We start from the raw sequence: 15,124 nt of genomic DNA on the forward strand, positions 1-15,124 counted from the left end.
GGTTTCTGTATTGTACAGGAACCATCTTTTTTAGATGCTCTTGATAATATAATTTATTTGACACAATACGGTGTTCCAATAGGGAATCTCGTCAGTCTTATATCTATAAAGTGCCCAACCGACGCTTTGGGCACTTGCTTTTTAGTTGTATGTAAAGTAGGCTTTACTTAAAGTAAAACTAACTTTACATTTAAAGGAGGATTTTCTATCAAAAATAATATTAAGGTTTTACGGGCTCAACAAAGTATGACGCAGGATCAGTTGGCGGAAAAACTTTCAGTTTCTAGACAAACCATCATTTCCCTTGAAAAAGAAAAATATAATCCGTCCATTATTTTGGCCTTTAAATTGGCAGAAATTTTTAATTGTAAGATTGAAGATATATTTATTTATGAGGGGGATTTCGAATGAAGAAAGCACGTGAAAATCAGTTAACGTACTTATTTTTAGCTATTATTACGATACCAATGAGTATTTATATAAATTACTCAGATATTGTAAATGGGCAATTTTCAGAAAGAATTATGTTATTTTTCATAGGAACAAGTGCATTAATGATGTCTTATTTATCGCCGCATTTATTTCCAAAAGATGAGCGTACAAAAGAAATTATAGGCAGAAGCATGACAGCAAATTATTTTACGTTATTTGCGGCAATTACACTTCTATTTTTAATAGTTGATAACACTTTAAGTGCCACACAAGTTTTGAGTATTTTATTTTGTATTATGGTTACATCAATCCCATTGACAATGGTTATTTATTCGAAACGGATTTAATGATCAATCCATACAAAATCATACAAATAACGTTCTCAAATGAAAGTCCGGGTCCCCTCTTCGTGGATCAAGAATGAAACATTTTTATTATTGCTCTACATATTCCTTTATCGCTTTCGCCATTTATTTAGATGGCTTCACTTTCAATGCGGACATCCCCCGTTTTTGGCATTACACGCTGAATTTTCTTCCGGCTCAGATCTTGTATATAAAAAACACCTGTAGGCAGCACACTCTTTTCAAGCGTACTAAATACAGGTACGATATTAATGGGACTGTTCCCTTTATTTTTATAAGGGGCTATTTTTTCACCAGCTCTACCTCTCCTATTCCCTCAACGACAAGCTTCAGCTTGGCAGAACTATTATAAGATGTAATCGGGAAGTTGGTTGAAATTACGACTCCATCACCGTTTCTGTCCATGCTAAAGCCGCCATTTGAAACAAATTCCTCTCCGTTTTCATCGATGATTTTCATATGATGTGCAATAGCATTTTCATCATCATAAGATATTTTATCCACCGAAAATACGATATTCATCGATGTCGGATTTGCCTTTGCAGAAGATACATGAAGTAAAGAAGCTTCGTCATTCATGACATATTCAATGGCCGGACCATCTTCTACAGATTTATTGTTTACCGGCAAATCCCATCTTCCGTCAATTTTCTTCAGCTCTCTATCAATACCGTAAAAAATATCGACGCTTTCAATCTCTACAACGGCGTCCTGTAACGCAGGAATCGATCCGTTATGGGAATCCATTACTACGTCAAATTGAACTTTCCCGGCTTCAATATTTAGGATAGGGTTATAATCTTCAAGACCAGCTATATGTCTGTTGGTACCCTTCAGTGGTTTTGTATCAGGAATAAACTCAACAATGTACTCCCCATCCCCGTTTTTCAGCCGGTAGTCCATGCTGATATCTTCCGCATTTTGTAGAACAGCAGGATCGTCAAATATGATTTGAAAGCTCATGCCGATTTTATTGGCATCCGAAAAATGCCGTGCTAGTGTTATGCTGATTCCCTGATCTGCAGCCGTGCTCTGATCCTCCAAGGCGAAGCCTTCTGTTACAGCTCTGTCTATTCCTTTATCGCCAAAGTTAAAGAATCCATTAATCCCTGCCATTACCTGTTCATTAGTAAGAATGATCCCTGTTACGAGAATGGCACTGGCTACAGCTGCGACTCGTTTCCAAACGAAACGGGCTTTTTTCTTTTTCGATTTTGCCCGGATCATATCATACGATTGATCTAAAGACTGTCTGACCTTTGCCGGTATTTCCTTCTCTTCCTTCATCATATTCTCCAGCTCTTTTTCAAAGTTATTTTTCATATACAAACCCTCCCTCATATTGATAGTAGTTGTCCCTCAGCAGCGTTTTGGCTCTGGAAAGTCTGGATTTAATCGTCCCTTCCGGCTCCTTTAGAAATTCGCTGATTTCTTTTATATTGAGCCCGACGATATAGTATAAAATAAGCGCTAATCTGTAGGCTTCATTTAAGCTATTCAATGCATCTTCCAGCTCCAGTTTTTGAAATCCGTCATTTTTCTTTTCCATCAACAACTGCTCGTCCATCACTACGAGTTTCTTACTTTTGTTTAATAAGCTATTGCATTTATTAATCAAGATTTTGCAGATCCATGTATTGAAGTACTCGTCTTTTTTGAGCGTATGTATTTTTTCGTAAGCCGAGATAATCGTATCCTGCATCACATCTGCCACATCCTGCTCATTGTTCAACAGCTTGCTGGCTGTACGGTATAATACGTTTTCATATTGCTTTACAAGCGAGACAAATGCTTCCCCGTCTCCCTTCTTCGCTTTTCTGACCAAGCTTTTGATCGATTCCATGTTGGCACCCCCTTATCGGTTATTTTGTTTCTCAATAGATTAGATACAGCACGGTACCAAATAGTTGCACAGCATGAAATTATTTTATAAACGCTTTTTTCTGTAATAAACTTCAAATTAAAAGTTTGTTTTTTAAGGTTATAGTAGAATTATTTAATTTTAATATAAAAATATAAGAGCCTTACTACAGTTTATTGTAATAAGGCCCTTTGAAATTTTTATTTCTTACTTTAATTCATCGATTCTTTACCACCCTTGGCGATTACTCAAAGAGTTAATATGGGCAAGGTGATGTCTACCGTGCCAAGCGTAGATTCCTATATTTTTCCCTACTGAAACTTCACCTGAATCTGGATGAATAAATGTCTTTTTCATATCAGCAGGTGTTAGACTACGTAAAAGATTAGTCCAGCGTTTATGTAATGTTTCAAGAAGTGTAAGTGAAATATCAATTGGTAATTTATAATCAGATAGTTCCGCCCAGTTCGTTTCGTTATATGGCTTAATGACAGGGTTTTCTTCTGTAAGGGCTAATTTAAACCGGATATAAGCATTCATATGGCTATCTGCAAGATGGTGTATTACTTGTCGAACCGTCCACCCGCCAGAACGATACGGTGTATCAAGCAGGTCATTATTTAAGTCTTTTACAGCCTCTCGTAACAATGTCGGTAACTCCTCAATCTCATTTATCCACTGCTCTGTAACATTGCTAGTCATCTCTCCATCAAATTGAAAAGTACCAATTGGGTATTTCATATCCATCCATTATTCCCCCTAAAAATCCTTTGGTTTGCGGCTGCCTAAACGAATCATTAAAAAACTCTCATTCATGTAAATTTCCGCATGGATTTACATAATCCCATTTTGCTGAATATTTCCATTTTATTCAACTAACTTGTACTGATAGTTCAAGGAAAATTAAACAACTATATAATTTATTAAGAGGCTTTATTATTACAGAACGGTTTTCTATTTATACTGCTGGTCTTTCCCATCAAAAAAGGCTGGGGCATCCCGCTCCCCAGCCTCTTAATTGCTATATCCTATTCTTCTTCACAAATTACTTTAATCACATGGCATTCGGGTTTTGCCATCAGGCGCAGCGGTAATAATGTTGTGCCATAGCCATTACTGATCAATGTCGGTACACCCTCCCGCATTGTATAGGACCCGTGCGGATGCATGCCGAGTTTACCGAGTCGGATCTGGCCGCCATGCAGATGCCCGCCCATCATCAAGGCCGGCTTATGAATCGGATAGGCCTGATTGAATACTTGCGGATTGTGCGAAATGAACAGCGTCACATCGCCTTCCTTACATTTTGCCAGTGCATCTTTAAAGCTGTACTGCCGCTGAGATGTATCATTAATCGCACTGATCCATGTAACATTCGAGCGATTCGGCAGCTGGACTGCGTCATCCTCTACTACTGTCACATCGTACTTTCTAAATAAAGCAAGGAGATTGCCTTCCCCTACTTCTCTATCGTTATTGCCCCATACGAAATAAATGGGACCAAGAGATTGTAATCTTTGCAGATTCATTTCGATTTTTGGGATGGATACCCGCTTATCAGCAAAATCCCCGCCAATAATAACCGCTTCCACCGGCTCAATTTGTTCCAGCATTTTTTTATTGATTTTGCGGTTATGCACATCCGCTATAAAAAATATCGAGAACCGGTCTTTTTTCCCGCGGGCATGCACGAAATGTGTGCGTATATTGTTTTCATGCGCTTCCCTTACCATATAAAAGATGAAGAGAAGCGCGGCGAAAAACATTTTGGCAATGGATCTCAATTGGCTTCCTCCTAACCATTAGAAAAAGACGTCTCCGCTATGGTTCCGTCTTTTTTCTTTATTATACTTATGAACCTGTAAAATGGTTTATGGTAAAATCAACGTTTGTCCAACTTGGATGGATTCAGAAGCCATCCCATTTGCTTGTTTGATCTTTTCGACTGCACTTGGATCATTGTAATAATTCATTGCAATGCGGTAAAGTGTTTCGTTTGATTTTACAGTATGAGTTCTTTTTGGCTTCGTTGCCTGTGCTTTTTGTTCAGCAGCTTTTTTTGCTGCTTCTTCTTTTGCTTTCTGCTCAGCAGCCTTTTTTGCAGCATCTTCTTTCGCTTTTTGCTCAGCCGCTTTCTTCGCAGCTTCCTCTTTTGCCTTCTGCTCGGCTGCTTTTGCCGCTTCAGCTGCTGCTGCCTGTGCCGCTGCTAGCTCTTTTTGCTTGTCCGCTGAAATGTCTTCTTCCTTAGTGGCAGATGCATCCTTTTTGTCCTTTTCTTCCTCATCGTCCTCTACTTCAGCTGCTTTCGCTGTTGTATCGTTCTTCTCGACCTGAACAACCTCGTTATTTTGTTCAACTGTTTCTACTGGACTATCAGGCTCGTACAAGAAATTAACATACAATAATATCATTGATGGAATAAAAATAAAGATTACAAGTAAAATCGATATAAGTGGATTTTTACGTTTTTTTGTTTTACGTTTTGACCGGGATGCTCTAGACTGGAAACCTTCCATTTCAATTTCCTGACGATCTTCCTCTATTTTTTCGCGATAGTCTTCTTTCGCCATATCATTACCCTCCAAACTTCGCCATCTATGTTCATATTATGACGAAATTTGCGGAAAATGTAAACGGGTACGTATACTCAAATATGCCCAAATAACAATTTTTGCAGCCGCCCGTCCCATGTCATTAGCGCCTGTTTCGTCACTTTTCGGCGTGGCCCAATGATCTTATCCATCTCTAATCCACACTCTGTACAACATACTTCCTGGGTCTTTATGAGTGTTTGCCCAAAATATTCTACTAGTTTTGCCCGCATACAAGTTGACATATGGATGATATTTGCCATTTCCCGTACAGCTGTATGCTTATTTTCCTCCATATTCAGGAGGCGCTGTTTCACAGCTTCCTGCGGTTCCTGCTGCATCCAGTAATCGAGTACACGAAAAGCAGTTTCGGACATTCCTTCATCATGTAACATCACAGTCGGATTTTGCTGCATCTGCCGGTATGCAGCATATGCATCTACATGCATTGTCTTTGGCAGATCTTCAATGGCAATATACCGGGCATAGTGCTCATCCCCATCCGCATAAAGCAAAATGGCCAGCGCATCCTTCCCGTCACGCCCTGCACGCCCAATCTCCTGCATATAGTTTGAGACATTCGCAGGCATGGACTCATGGATCACCTGCCGGATATCGTCTTTGTGCACCCCCATGCCAAAAGCATTTGTCGCTACAATCCACTCGACATCATTCTGGATGAACTGCTGCTGGATAAACTGCCGATCTTCTGCATCTTTTCCTGCATGATAGCTTGCCGCCCGTATGTGATTTTCAATGAGCAGCTGACTAAACTCATCGCAGCGCTTGCGCGATGACATATATACAATACCCGGTCCCGCGGTGTTTTTAACATGCTCCAAAATCCACTCGTGCTTTTCTTCCTTTTTGTCAAACATATATTTAGCAAGCTTAATGTTCTCCCGGTTCACATTATGGATGAATTGGTAAGGCTCTTTCATAGAAAGGTACTTCTTAATATCGGCTAATACAGAATCTGTCGCTGTTGCCGTTAAGGCGAGAACCGGCGGCCGCCCTTCCCCGAGAATTTCTCCGATACGCAAATAATCGGGACGGAAGTCAAACCCCCACTGAGATATACAGTGCGCCTCATCCGCTACGATCAAGGACAGCTCCATCGATTGCAGCCGCTGCCTTACCTGCGGCTGTGTCAGCATCTCCGGCGAGGTGAAGATAAAACGGTATTCGTGCAGAAAATGCAGGGCGTACGTTTTTTTATTCGGCGATAAAAAGGAGTTCAACGCTACGACCCGCTTTTCTCCGCGCTGACGCAGCTGATCGACTTGGTCCTGCATAAGCGATAAAAGCGGTGACACAATGAGAACCGGTTTATCAAACATATAGCCCGGCAGCTGATAGCACATCGACTTGCCCATCCCTGTCGGCAAAAGAGCAATACAGTCACGCCCCTCTAACAGATGCTCAATAATTTCCTTTTGTCCCGGACGAAATTCACTATAGCCGAAGATTTCCTGAAGTCTTTGTTCTAGCATGTCCTACACCTCCCCTTTTGCCAGCGCAAGCCGGATTTGAAAATATGATAGATGCGGCAGGGCGTCATGCAGTACCCTCAACTTTCTTGTCGCATACGTACGCACCGCCTGCTGCACAGCCTCGTGCTGCTCATGTGAGATGAATGGCGTACTATCGAAAGTCGGCTCATTCATCGCAAGCTCTACCAGATGATCCTCTATCGTACTTGCCTTCAGGCGCCGCATTGCACTAATCTGTTCGAGCGAGTAGCCTTGATTGTACATCTGGGCTGTCTGATAGGCAGAGCCCGTCAATACATTATCAATGCGGATATTTTCCGCAAGCTTTAATAAATAAGGAAATTGTTCGTTGTGCTGGTGGATTGTGTCCAGCCACTTGTGAAGCGCACTAATGAACAGCAGCTGGCAGTCAAGCTCCGTCATTTCATGCTCAAAGCTCAGCTGCTGCCACGGTATCCCTGTCACACCAACGCCTGTCAGACGCTCGACTAGCAGCTCCTTTTGCAATGTCGAAAGTCCGCTTTGCTCCATGCTCGTCTTCATTTCGTGAAAGAGCGCCTGCTGCAGCATCCCGGAACGAAAATCACTTGCCAAAAGAAACTGCCGGCACCACCCTTGAATTTCCTCATTGCGCTGAACCGGTATAAATGACCGGATTCCTGCCGCTTGGTTCGACAGGCTCTGCACGATAAGAGACAGCCGTCCGTAGAATATATGCTCATTGCCCTGATAATGCCATCCGTCAAAAAACGGCAGTGCAAGCTTCCGTACCTGTTCCAAACCGCTCTCCGTCAGTGTAAAATAGCCGTTATCATCGGTTCTAATCCAGCCTTCTACACCCAGACTATTCACCCCGTCCTCAAATACCGGACGCGCAAGCTTCCGCAAAATCCCGAAATACGGGTACAGTTTAAAAATCCCCACATCCTGGATCGTCTGCCCCGAACGCTTTCCCCGAAGCAGATGATACGCCGCATTGATTGTCCGCTCGTTATTTAACTGATAAAAAATATGTAAAAGAATTTGTCGCAGCATCAAATCAAATCCCTCGTTTTTTGTAGTGTTCTGTTGAAAAGTATACAGGGAAAACGCGAAAAAAGGTATCTTGTTGGCCGGCAGTGCCCGAAAGAAAAAATTTGACATGTTTTATATACGGGGGCTTTCTGCATAAGTCTGTTTCAATACTGCCGTATCATTTTATACGACCAACCCTGCTATCCGTCGATTTTGGTATACAACTTAAATGAAAATAAGTGCCGGACAATATTGCTGCCAGGCACTTATTTCACGTTATGTCGTATATGGATTTTCCCATTCTTGTACAAGTACTAGGAAAAAACGCTTACCTTAAAATAAATAGTCTGCCAGCTTCCAGTGAGAGAGGATTCCCTCCACCTGCCAATCATGCAATGTTTCGTGTCACTAAAGGAAAATTTCACTCTACATTACAGGTGGTACGTAAATATTCAAGAAAGTTAATACAGTTAAATTCCCTATATCTACAATAAAATGTGAAAGAATAATAGAACGTAAACTATTCGTTTTTAAATACGTAACTGCCCATACAATACCTGCTGCTGATAAATATAAATACAGATGATAAGATTTGCTTGCATAAGAAAATATGCCCCACATTAATGGATGGCTAATAACAAAAAGCAGAGTTGTATATAACACAGCAAACCATTTAGGAAATCTAGTTAATACGCTATCTAATAGAACACCCCGCCAATAGTATTCCTCAAACCAGGGATTAATAAAAGCAAACATTAACCAAAAGATGATTAACCAAATCGAATCAAACAAACGATAATTCATTATAAGGATTGTTAACGGAAACATCCCAACCAGCATTGTGATCGTTACCCAAAAAGGAGCTTTTTTAGATTTTTTGAACCAATCCCCTAATTTTTTGTCCTCTTTAAAAGTCCAAACAAAAAAACCTAGTAAACTCCAATATACTATCGCCAGCGGAATCCACGCCCATCCCCCAATAAAATGATGAAAAATTGAAGCTGTTAAAAACCCCAGCAATATAATGAAAAATGGCGAAGTGAACAGCCACCAAAATTTCACATTCTGATTGTTTAATATCATTTCAGACCCCTTTTTGAAAAGATTATTTAAAAATTTTAATAATCAAATCCGCCTCTGGAATCGGACATTGGTTCCACTGCAATTTGCTAATAGAAAAACCTTGAATAAAAGCGTAGTAGCTAACTGCTAACTTTATTGGATCCTCCTTTATAATTTCATTGCACTGTTGACCTTCTATAATTAACGGGACTAAGCAATTAACCGGTGACTTGTATTCCGGTGAAGAGAAAAGGTGTTGCACTTCTTCTGGAACAGCATCGGATGTGCTCGCCTGAATCATTATCAAAAATAATAAGATTTGTTCTCCTGCTGATAAACCTTGGAGAATCTGTTCTGTCATCCATTTAATCTTTTTTAATGGTGTTCCTTCTTGAAGACGCGCCTTCTCGATAATCTGAACAGCACTTTCTGCAGCCCGCTGCACTAACAGTGTAAAGATTTCTTCCTTGGACTTAAAGTAATGATATACAAGTCCATGACTTAATCCGGCTTCTTTCGCTATTTCACTAATTTTTGTGGCAGCCATTCCTCTTCTGGAAAATACCTTTAAAGCAGCTATTAGTATTTGCTCGCGTCTTTGATCACGTAATTCTAAATTTTGAATTTCAGTTCTCGGCATTGCGAAACTCCTTTTTTGATTGATTAGTTAGTCAATATAAAAATAAAACACATAACAAATTTTGTCAAAGTTTTCTTGACCATCTGTTGTATAGGAACGTAAGCACTGCACTCCAACTCTATGTTAAAAATATGATGTTAGTCCTAAACGACTCTTTCCAACAAAACAAAAAACCATTTTACTAGTGAAAGTGAAGTGGTTTTCATCTTGATTATGTTCTCAGTAACTGTATAGAAAATGATTCTACAATTTATTCATTTAGCCTGTTCTGCTTTAACGATTTTAAGACATAAAGTGGGTCATCAGGGGCCCAAAAGGATATAAACACATAGCCCCCCTCCCTAGAACCGGGCTGCTGTTCTTACGTAAACAACATTCCAACTTCTGGCGAGAGGGGATTCCTCATCTGTTATATAATTTCAACCATTTCGCCAACATACTTTAAGTGTGTCGGCTCGACCGCCAGCCATAGCGGTGCGTCCAGATCAAAATAGCGGATATTTGGATGTGCCGCCGCAACCTGGGCTGCTGCCGCCACGGAAATGGAGGATTCCATCATACTGCCGATCATGCAGGCAACCCCTTTTGATTCTGCGATGCTTGCAATTTTCATCGCTTCAGCGATTCCGCCGCATTTCATCAGCTTAATATTAATCAGGTCGACATAGCCGCCTTCGATAAGCTTTACTGCATCTTTGGTGGAAAAGACGCTTTCATCCCCCATAATCGGTGTGGACACATGGTCCCTGACATATTTCAGCCCGTCTAAATCCCACGCTTTTACAGGCTGCTCGATAAACTCGATCGGATACTCAAGCTCTTCGAACCTTCGGATGAGCTTCACTGCTTCTTTCGGTTTCCAGCCCTGATTGGCATCAAGCCGCAGCGTAATTGTTTTAGGCACTACCGACAAAATTGCCGCCATTCTTTTGACATCCAGCTCTGCATTGTCGCCTACCTTAATTTTCAGTACGGAGTAGCCCGCTTCCACCGCTTTTTTAGCTTCCTCCTGCATCTTTTCAACCGTATCGACACTTACTGTCATGCACGTAGATATTTTCTTCTGCCCGCCTAAATAAGAAGAAACCGATAGCCCGACATGATGGCAGTATGCATTATGCAGTGCAATATCCGCTGCCGCCTTGGCGCTCGTATTGCCTACACAGCACTCCTGAACTGTTTTCAGCACATCATTTAGTTGAGTAATATCCTTTCCTATTACATTGTTTCGGATCGGCCCGACTAATGCTGCTTCGATACTTTCACGGGATTCACCCGTAATGACAAAGGTAGGCGCCGCTGCACCGATACCCGTTGTCCCATCCTCCAGCACAACTTCTACAACAACATTTTCAATTTGTTCAACTACCCGCAGCGCTGTTTTAAAAGGCTTCGTTAATGGTATGATTTCTGTTCTCACAAGCAGTTCTTTAATGAGCATTGATTCCTACCCCCTTCTTTATAAAAGCGATAACAGCTTCCCGATTACCATTCCGAAATACGTACCGAGGAATGAACCCATTAACGCCATAATGACGCCGACCGGAATGAGTGCTTTATTATAGGCAGCAGCAAGCATAGGGGCAGACGCCATACCGCCGATATTCGCCAAACTCGCAATTCCTAATGTAAATAAATCATATTTAAATAGTTTTCCTAACAGCAGCATCACAACTAAATGGACACCCATGATCAGGAAGCCTGAAATTATATAAATCGGCGCCTGTGCGATGTTGGAAAAGTCCGAATGTGACGCGATTAACGCAACGACAATGTATAACATAACATTTGAAATATCAAATGTTCCCGGAATACGTGACAGCGGTGTCAGCGCCAAAATCAGCCCGAGTACAGACGCAATGATAATTGTCCAAGTTGTCCCGTTGATGACATCCCCGACTTCCGGCAATAGCCCACCGAAATAGTTCGATAAAGAAGAAACTAATAAACCAATGCCTAGTAAATATAAAATATGCTCAAATCTAGCTCCTTGTTCATCAGCCGTAATATTATCCGTGTTGACATTCAAATTATTCATAAAGCTGGACGTATCTGCCTTTGTCCATTTATTGAAGCGGTCCGCAAACGGTACAAGCCAGAACATAAACATAACCCACACGGCATAGTTAATCGTATCCATCATAAGCGCATAGCCGAAAATCGTTTCCGGCACATCCAAAATACTTTGCAATGCCACCATGTTTGCCGACCCGCCTGTCCAGCTGCCTGCCAGCGCGCCAAACGCCTTCCATGTATCCTCCACATAAAACGACTGCAGCACGGCATACACAAGAACAAAGCCTGCCGCAATACTTACTACCGCAACCGCAAAAGCGCCTAATATTCTTGGCCCTAATTTAATGACCGTACGGATATCACATTTTAATAGCATTAAAAACAGCATCGCCGGCAATAATGCCCACCGCACATTGCTGTATGCAGCCTCTGTCGATTCGTTCGACTCAAACGCCCCGAACGTCTGCAGCAGCGCCGCCCCGATATAGATTAAAACAATCCCTGGGATGAACTTGAAAAACTTCGACTTCCCAAACCTCTTTTCGATAAAAACCATCAGCGCTGCCAACGCGACAAGCACACTGATATACATAAACCCATCCTGAATCATAAACAGATCCCCCTTCATGCTGAAAATACGATGTATGTCACGATCAATGTTCCTCACAAAACAAAAAATCCAGCTTACTTTTGAAAGTAAACTGGATTTCACCTAGGTTGATGTAGGCAAAGCAGTAATTTGACTATATTTCCGCTGCACATCCTTCAGTGCAACAATTAACGCTTTTTGCGAGGAGCCGAAATAACGTTTTTGAACATCCTGGATGATCTTCTCGTCACTAATCCGCCGGTTCACCAGCATCGAACGGATAAACTTCACCGTCAGCTCCACTGTAGCTGAACAGTCTACCTCCACGATAATCCCGTTCGTCCGGTCCACCGCAACTCCTAAAAAGAACTGATTGTATTGTTTGGAAATCGGATTATTCTGCGGCACTTGCGCATCTCCGATAATATAAATCACTTGATCATGAAACATTTAGACACACCCTTTAAAAACGAACCTTGCACAGCTAAATATGACGGCGAGACAACCTCGGATTCATACTCATGTACAAGCGAGCTTTTTAGTATTATACCAATTGAGGGAATGTTCTTTCAACTTGTTTTTTTGGAGATTACTTATAATTGAGAGATTTACTGGCTATGATCTTGCTGGTAATTGGTATTGTTCATATTTGAACGGCTGTCTATTTAAAGGTTGCTGCTTGAAAGAAGAAAGCTCAAATTCAAAAATCCACCTTAATTATTTCCCCGGTAACCGTACGGAAAGTGACACTATTCCCCGTCCACTCAGCTTCATCTGCTCCTAATGCTTCTAAATCATCTATTTGGTCCTCATGAACCCAAAAGGATACTTTTTCATCATTTAATTTTTTTAACACCATCGGAAAAATAGTCGGCTGATAAAAATTGTAATGGTAATAGGTTTCTCCCCAGGAATCATTTCTATGTTCAATGGCCAACTTTCTGTGTTCTATCGGAGAGTCAATGGAATCGACGGAAATATGCAAGGAAAAGTAAGCCAACCATAGCCCAATGATCCCTACTACCCCTACAGCTGAAACGACAAATACCAACATCGCATTTACTTTTTGCGTGTCAGCGAACAGATAAAAGGAAAGTAATGTGAGGACGGCAAGCAGTAAATAAGTATGCCCGCTGTAAACAAGAAAGGAAAAATAATAGCCGAAAATTCTTAAGAGGTATGTAAGCATTACAAAGGCTAGCACGCAGGCAAAGAGAAGGACTGCCGGGTTTTTGGGGGATTTTAGATGCATTGTTTTACCTCCTGATTGGATTATCTTATTTATGTGGGACGATAATTTGGAGGGAAGGGTTCTGTGGCTAATGCTTTACAGTACAATTATTGAATTGGCTTCTCTACATAATTAATAAGCAGATTGGAGAGCTCAGACAATTAGTTAGATTAATTTACAGATGAAATAACCCTATTAGTGCAGGAGCCCGCACATGGAATATTAAAACACAACGCGACTTAGTTAAAGAGACTTAGCCTAAACTCGCACGATTACAGCTCAAAATTGATAAAGGCACTTAAATTTGTCTTCTTGATAGGACGAATTTATGCATTGTACAATACGGAAGATACTAATGATTGCCTTTAATACGTTGCTATCGAAGCACTTGGTCTTTAGTAACCATAAAACAGACTGATGCCATCAAAAAAGGCTCGGAAATAGATGCTATATATTCAAATTAAATACGGAGTGCAGGAAATCACAACACATTAGCTACGACATGCGCGCTATTAGTGGCTATTTGAAGCCAGTACTAGGATTAAGAAATTTAGGATTGGCTGAATCACGGGGATGTACAGCTACTACAAACATTTACAATCATGTGGCAAAAAGGTTAAAGCCGGAACAATACAGAAATTTATGGATTATTTAGTTTTCTAAAAAATACACTGGCACCTATAAATTAATAAGGTACCAGTGTTTCTATTGATTATTTACTCGACAAATTTACACTTTATCCCAAATATAAATAAACTGTGCAGCCTCAGATTGTAATGCAATCCTGTGGTCATCATTCAGCTTTTCATCAAATATAAGTTTACCTTTTTGTACATTCAATACTGCATATGTTATGTCATCAATATGCTCTTCAGTGAAGATTGATTCACTTAATAATGTTAATGCTGATCTACATCGGATTTTGTCCACTTTCTCTTTTTTTCCCTTAAAAAATAACTTTATTAGAAATGCTTTACCATCTATAATTAGACCTATTTCAGGACTAGATCTAACTGCTAATTCTTCACTGTACCAAGTAGCTTTACCAGGTTCAAACCACTTGACTTCCTTATTTCTAAAAAATTTCAAATATGCCTTAATAGCGTCTGTGTAATTTTTTTGCTTAGCTTGAGATATTTCATCAATTAATGAAATCAAATAATCCTCTGTTCGATTATTTTCATGATAAAGTCTAATTCGATCGCGAAGTGGCTTCCAATAATCTTTTGATGGATGGTAATCATCTTGATACTTGATTTTTTTCACTGTATTAGTCTTGGCAGTGCTCCCTTTGAATGTATAATCAAGAAATTGAGTTAATCCAATAGATACATTAGTTGCTATAGAAGACATTTAATCACCCCCTGTAGTTAATGTTAATTGTATTTTATTTTTTACATAAAAATACCACTAAAAGGGGTGTATTTATTTTATTCCCATTTACATAAACCAGTAAAATCAAGAGTTCAACCAAATAATGGTCGAACTTGATCGCTCGGGGAACCAACTATCCGGCGAATACGGTGTATTAGAAGTAACAATCTTTTAAGTGAATTAAACTATATTATCCGATTGACGAAACAAACGAATTAATGACAGTTGAAGTCTCTACAATCCAAAGGGAAATTCAAGCCCCTGTCCCCATTAATCTTTGTCCCGTTTGATTTTGACATTCCACAATTTATTCAGAACGTTAATCAAAAAAGAACCACCTCAAAAAGAGGTAGTTCAAAAATTCTCTTATTCACAAGCCCACCCGTCTTACCCTCAACCGGGTGTGCCTGTCTTACTCCTGCTGTCTCATCTCATAAGAAACTAATCCCCTCATCC

At 40.4% G+C, this 15,124-nt stretch carries 16 protein-coding genes; 2 read left to right on the forward strand and 14 right to left on the reverse strand.

Annotated elements, in window-relative coordinates:
- Positions 1-207 precede the first annotated feature (207 nt).
- Both BOD01S_RS10010 and BOD01S_RS10015 read left to right on the forward strand, forming a co-directional pair.
- A complete protein-coding gene (locus tag BOD01S_RS10010) occupies positions 208-411 on the forward strand; it encodes a helix-turn-helix transcriptional regulator (protein ID WP_036154412.1) in 204 nt (67 codons plus the stop codon).
- The gene (locus tag BOD01S_RS10015) at positions 408-779 is read left to right on the forward strand and encodes a hypothetical protein (RefSeq protein ID WP_036154410.1); all 372 of its coding nucleotides are present in this window, start codon (positions 408-410) and stop codon (positions 777-779) included. Before BOD01S_RS10010 ends, BOD01S_RS10015 begins: the two co-directional genes overlap by 4 nt.
- A gap of 300 nt (positions 780-1,079) precedes the next feature.
- On the opposite strand, the gene BOD01S_RS10020 is transcribed toward BOD01S_RS10015, so the two are convergent.
- The 14 genes from BOD01S_RS10020 to BOD01S_RS10085 form a co-directional block, all read right to left on the reverse strand.
- The gene (locus BOD01S_RS10020; RefSeq protein ID WP_036154408.1) at positions 1,080-2,120 is read right to left on the reverse strand and encodes a DUF4179 domain-containing protein; all 1,041 of its coding nucleotides are present in this window, start codon (positions 2,118-2,120) and stop codon (positions 1,080-1,082) included.
- Positions 2,110-2,640 (reverse strand): sigma-70 family RNA polymerase sigma factor, encoded by a 531-nt coding sequence (locus BOD01S_RS10025; protein WP_036154406.1) that lies wholly within the window; start codon positions 2,638-2,640, stop codon positions 2,110-2,112. Before BOD01S_RS10025 ends, BOD01S_RS10020 begins: the two co-directional genes overlap by 11 nt.
- A 246-nt stretch (positions 2,641-2,886) precedes the next feature.
- Complete coding sequence (locus tag BOD01S_RS10030; protein WP_036154403.1) at positions 2,887-3,405, reverse strand: YfiT family bacillithiol transferase; 519 nt, start codon at positions 3,403-3,405, stop codon at positions 2,887-2,889.
- A gap of 281 nt (positions 3,406-3,686) precedes the next feature.
- On the reverse strand, positions 3,687-4,442 hold the full coding sequence (locus tag BOD01S_RS10035) for a metallophosphoesterase (protein ID WP_233153126.1): 756 nt from the start codon (positions 4,440-4,442) through the stop codon (positions 3,687-3,689).
- 87 nt (positions 4,443-4,529) lie between these two features.
- Positions 4,530-5,228, reverse strand: coding sequence for a LysM peptidoglycan-binding domain-containing protein (locus tag BOD01S_RS10040; protein ID WP_036154401.1), 699 nt, complete (start codon positions 5,226-5,228; stop codon positions 4,530-4,532).
- 77 nt (positions 5,229-5,305) lie between these two features.
- Positions 5,306-6,742, reverse strand: a complete 1,437-nt coding sequence (locus tag BOD01S_RS10045; protein ID WP_036154398.1) for a RecQ family ATP-dependent DNA helicase — start codon at positions 6,740-6,742, stop codon at positions 5,306-5,308.
- Positions 6,743-6,745: 3 nt separating this feature from the next.
- Positions 6,746-7,777, reverse strand: coding sequence for a helix-turn-helix domain-containing protein (locus tag BOD01S_RS10050; RefSeq protein ID WP_081977943.1), 1,032 nt, complete (start codon positions 7,775-7,777; stop codon positions 6,746-6,748).
- A 405-nt stretch (positions 7,778-8,182) separates the two neighbouring features.
- Positions 8,183-8,818, reverse strand: coding sequence for a CPBP family intramembrane glutamic endopeptidase (locus BOD01S_RS10055; RefSeq protein WP_169804315.1), 636 nt, complete (start codon positions 8,816-8,818; stop codon positions 8,183-8,185).
- Positions 8,819-8,861: 43 nt separating this feature from the next.
- Positions 8,862-9,458, reverse strand: a complete 597-nt coding sequence (locus BOD01S_RS10060; protein WP_036154391.1) for a TetR/AcrR family transcriptional regulator — start codon at positions 9,456-9,458, stop codon at positions 8,862-8,864.
- 409 nt (positions 9,459-9,867) lie between these two features.
- The gene (locus BOD01S_RS10065; protein WP_036154389.1) at positions 9,868-10,899 is read right to left on the reverse strand and encodes a dipeptide epimerase; all 1,032 of its coding nucleotides are present in this window, start codon (positions 10,897-10,899) and stop codon (positions 9,868-9,870) included.
- 18 nt (positions 10,900-10,917) lie between these two features.
- Complete coding sequence (locus tag BOD01S_RS10070) at positions 10,918-12,084, reverse strand: DUF819 family protein (RefSeq protein ID WP_036154387.1); 1,167 nt, start codon at positions 12,082-12,084, stop codon at positions 10,918-10,920.
- 102 nt (positions 12,085-12,186) lie between these two features.
- Positions 12,187-12,513, reverse strand: a complete 327-nt coding sequence (locus tag BOD01S_RS10075) for a DUF3870 domain-containing protein (RefSeq protein WP_036154385.1) — start codon at positions 12,511-12,513, stop codon at positions 12,187-12,189.
- Positions 12,514-12,763: 250 nt separating this feature from the next.
- Positions 12,764-13,315 carry a hypothetical protein gene (locus BOD01S_RS10080; RefSeq protein WP_036154382.1) on the reverse strand — a complete coding sequence of 184 codons (552 nt, stop codon included), beginning with the start codon at positions 13,313-13,315 and terminating at the stop codon, positions 12,764-12,766.
- A gap of 708 nt (positions 13,316-14,023) precedes the next feature.
- The gene (locus BOD01S_RS10085; RefSeq protein ID WP_036154380.1) at positions 14,024-14,647 is read right to left on the reverse strand and encodes a hypothetical protein; all 624 of its coding nucleotides are present in this window, start codon (positions 14,645-14,647) and stop codon (positions 14,024-14,026) included.
- Between the last annotated feature and the right edge of the window lie 477 nt (positions 14,648-15,124).

Origin of the sequence: Lysinibacillus odysseyi 34hs-1 = NBRC 100172, assembly GCF_001591965.1 — a bacterium.
Taxonomy (GTDB): domain Bacteria; phylum Bacillota; class Bacilli; order Bacillales_A; family Planococcaceae; genus Lysinibacillus_B; species Lysinibacillus_B odysseyi.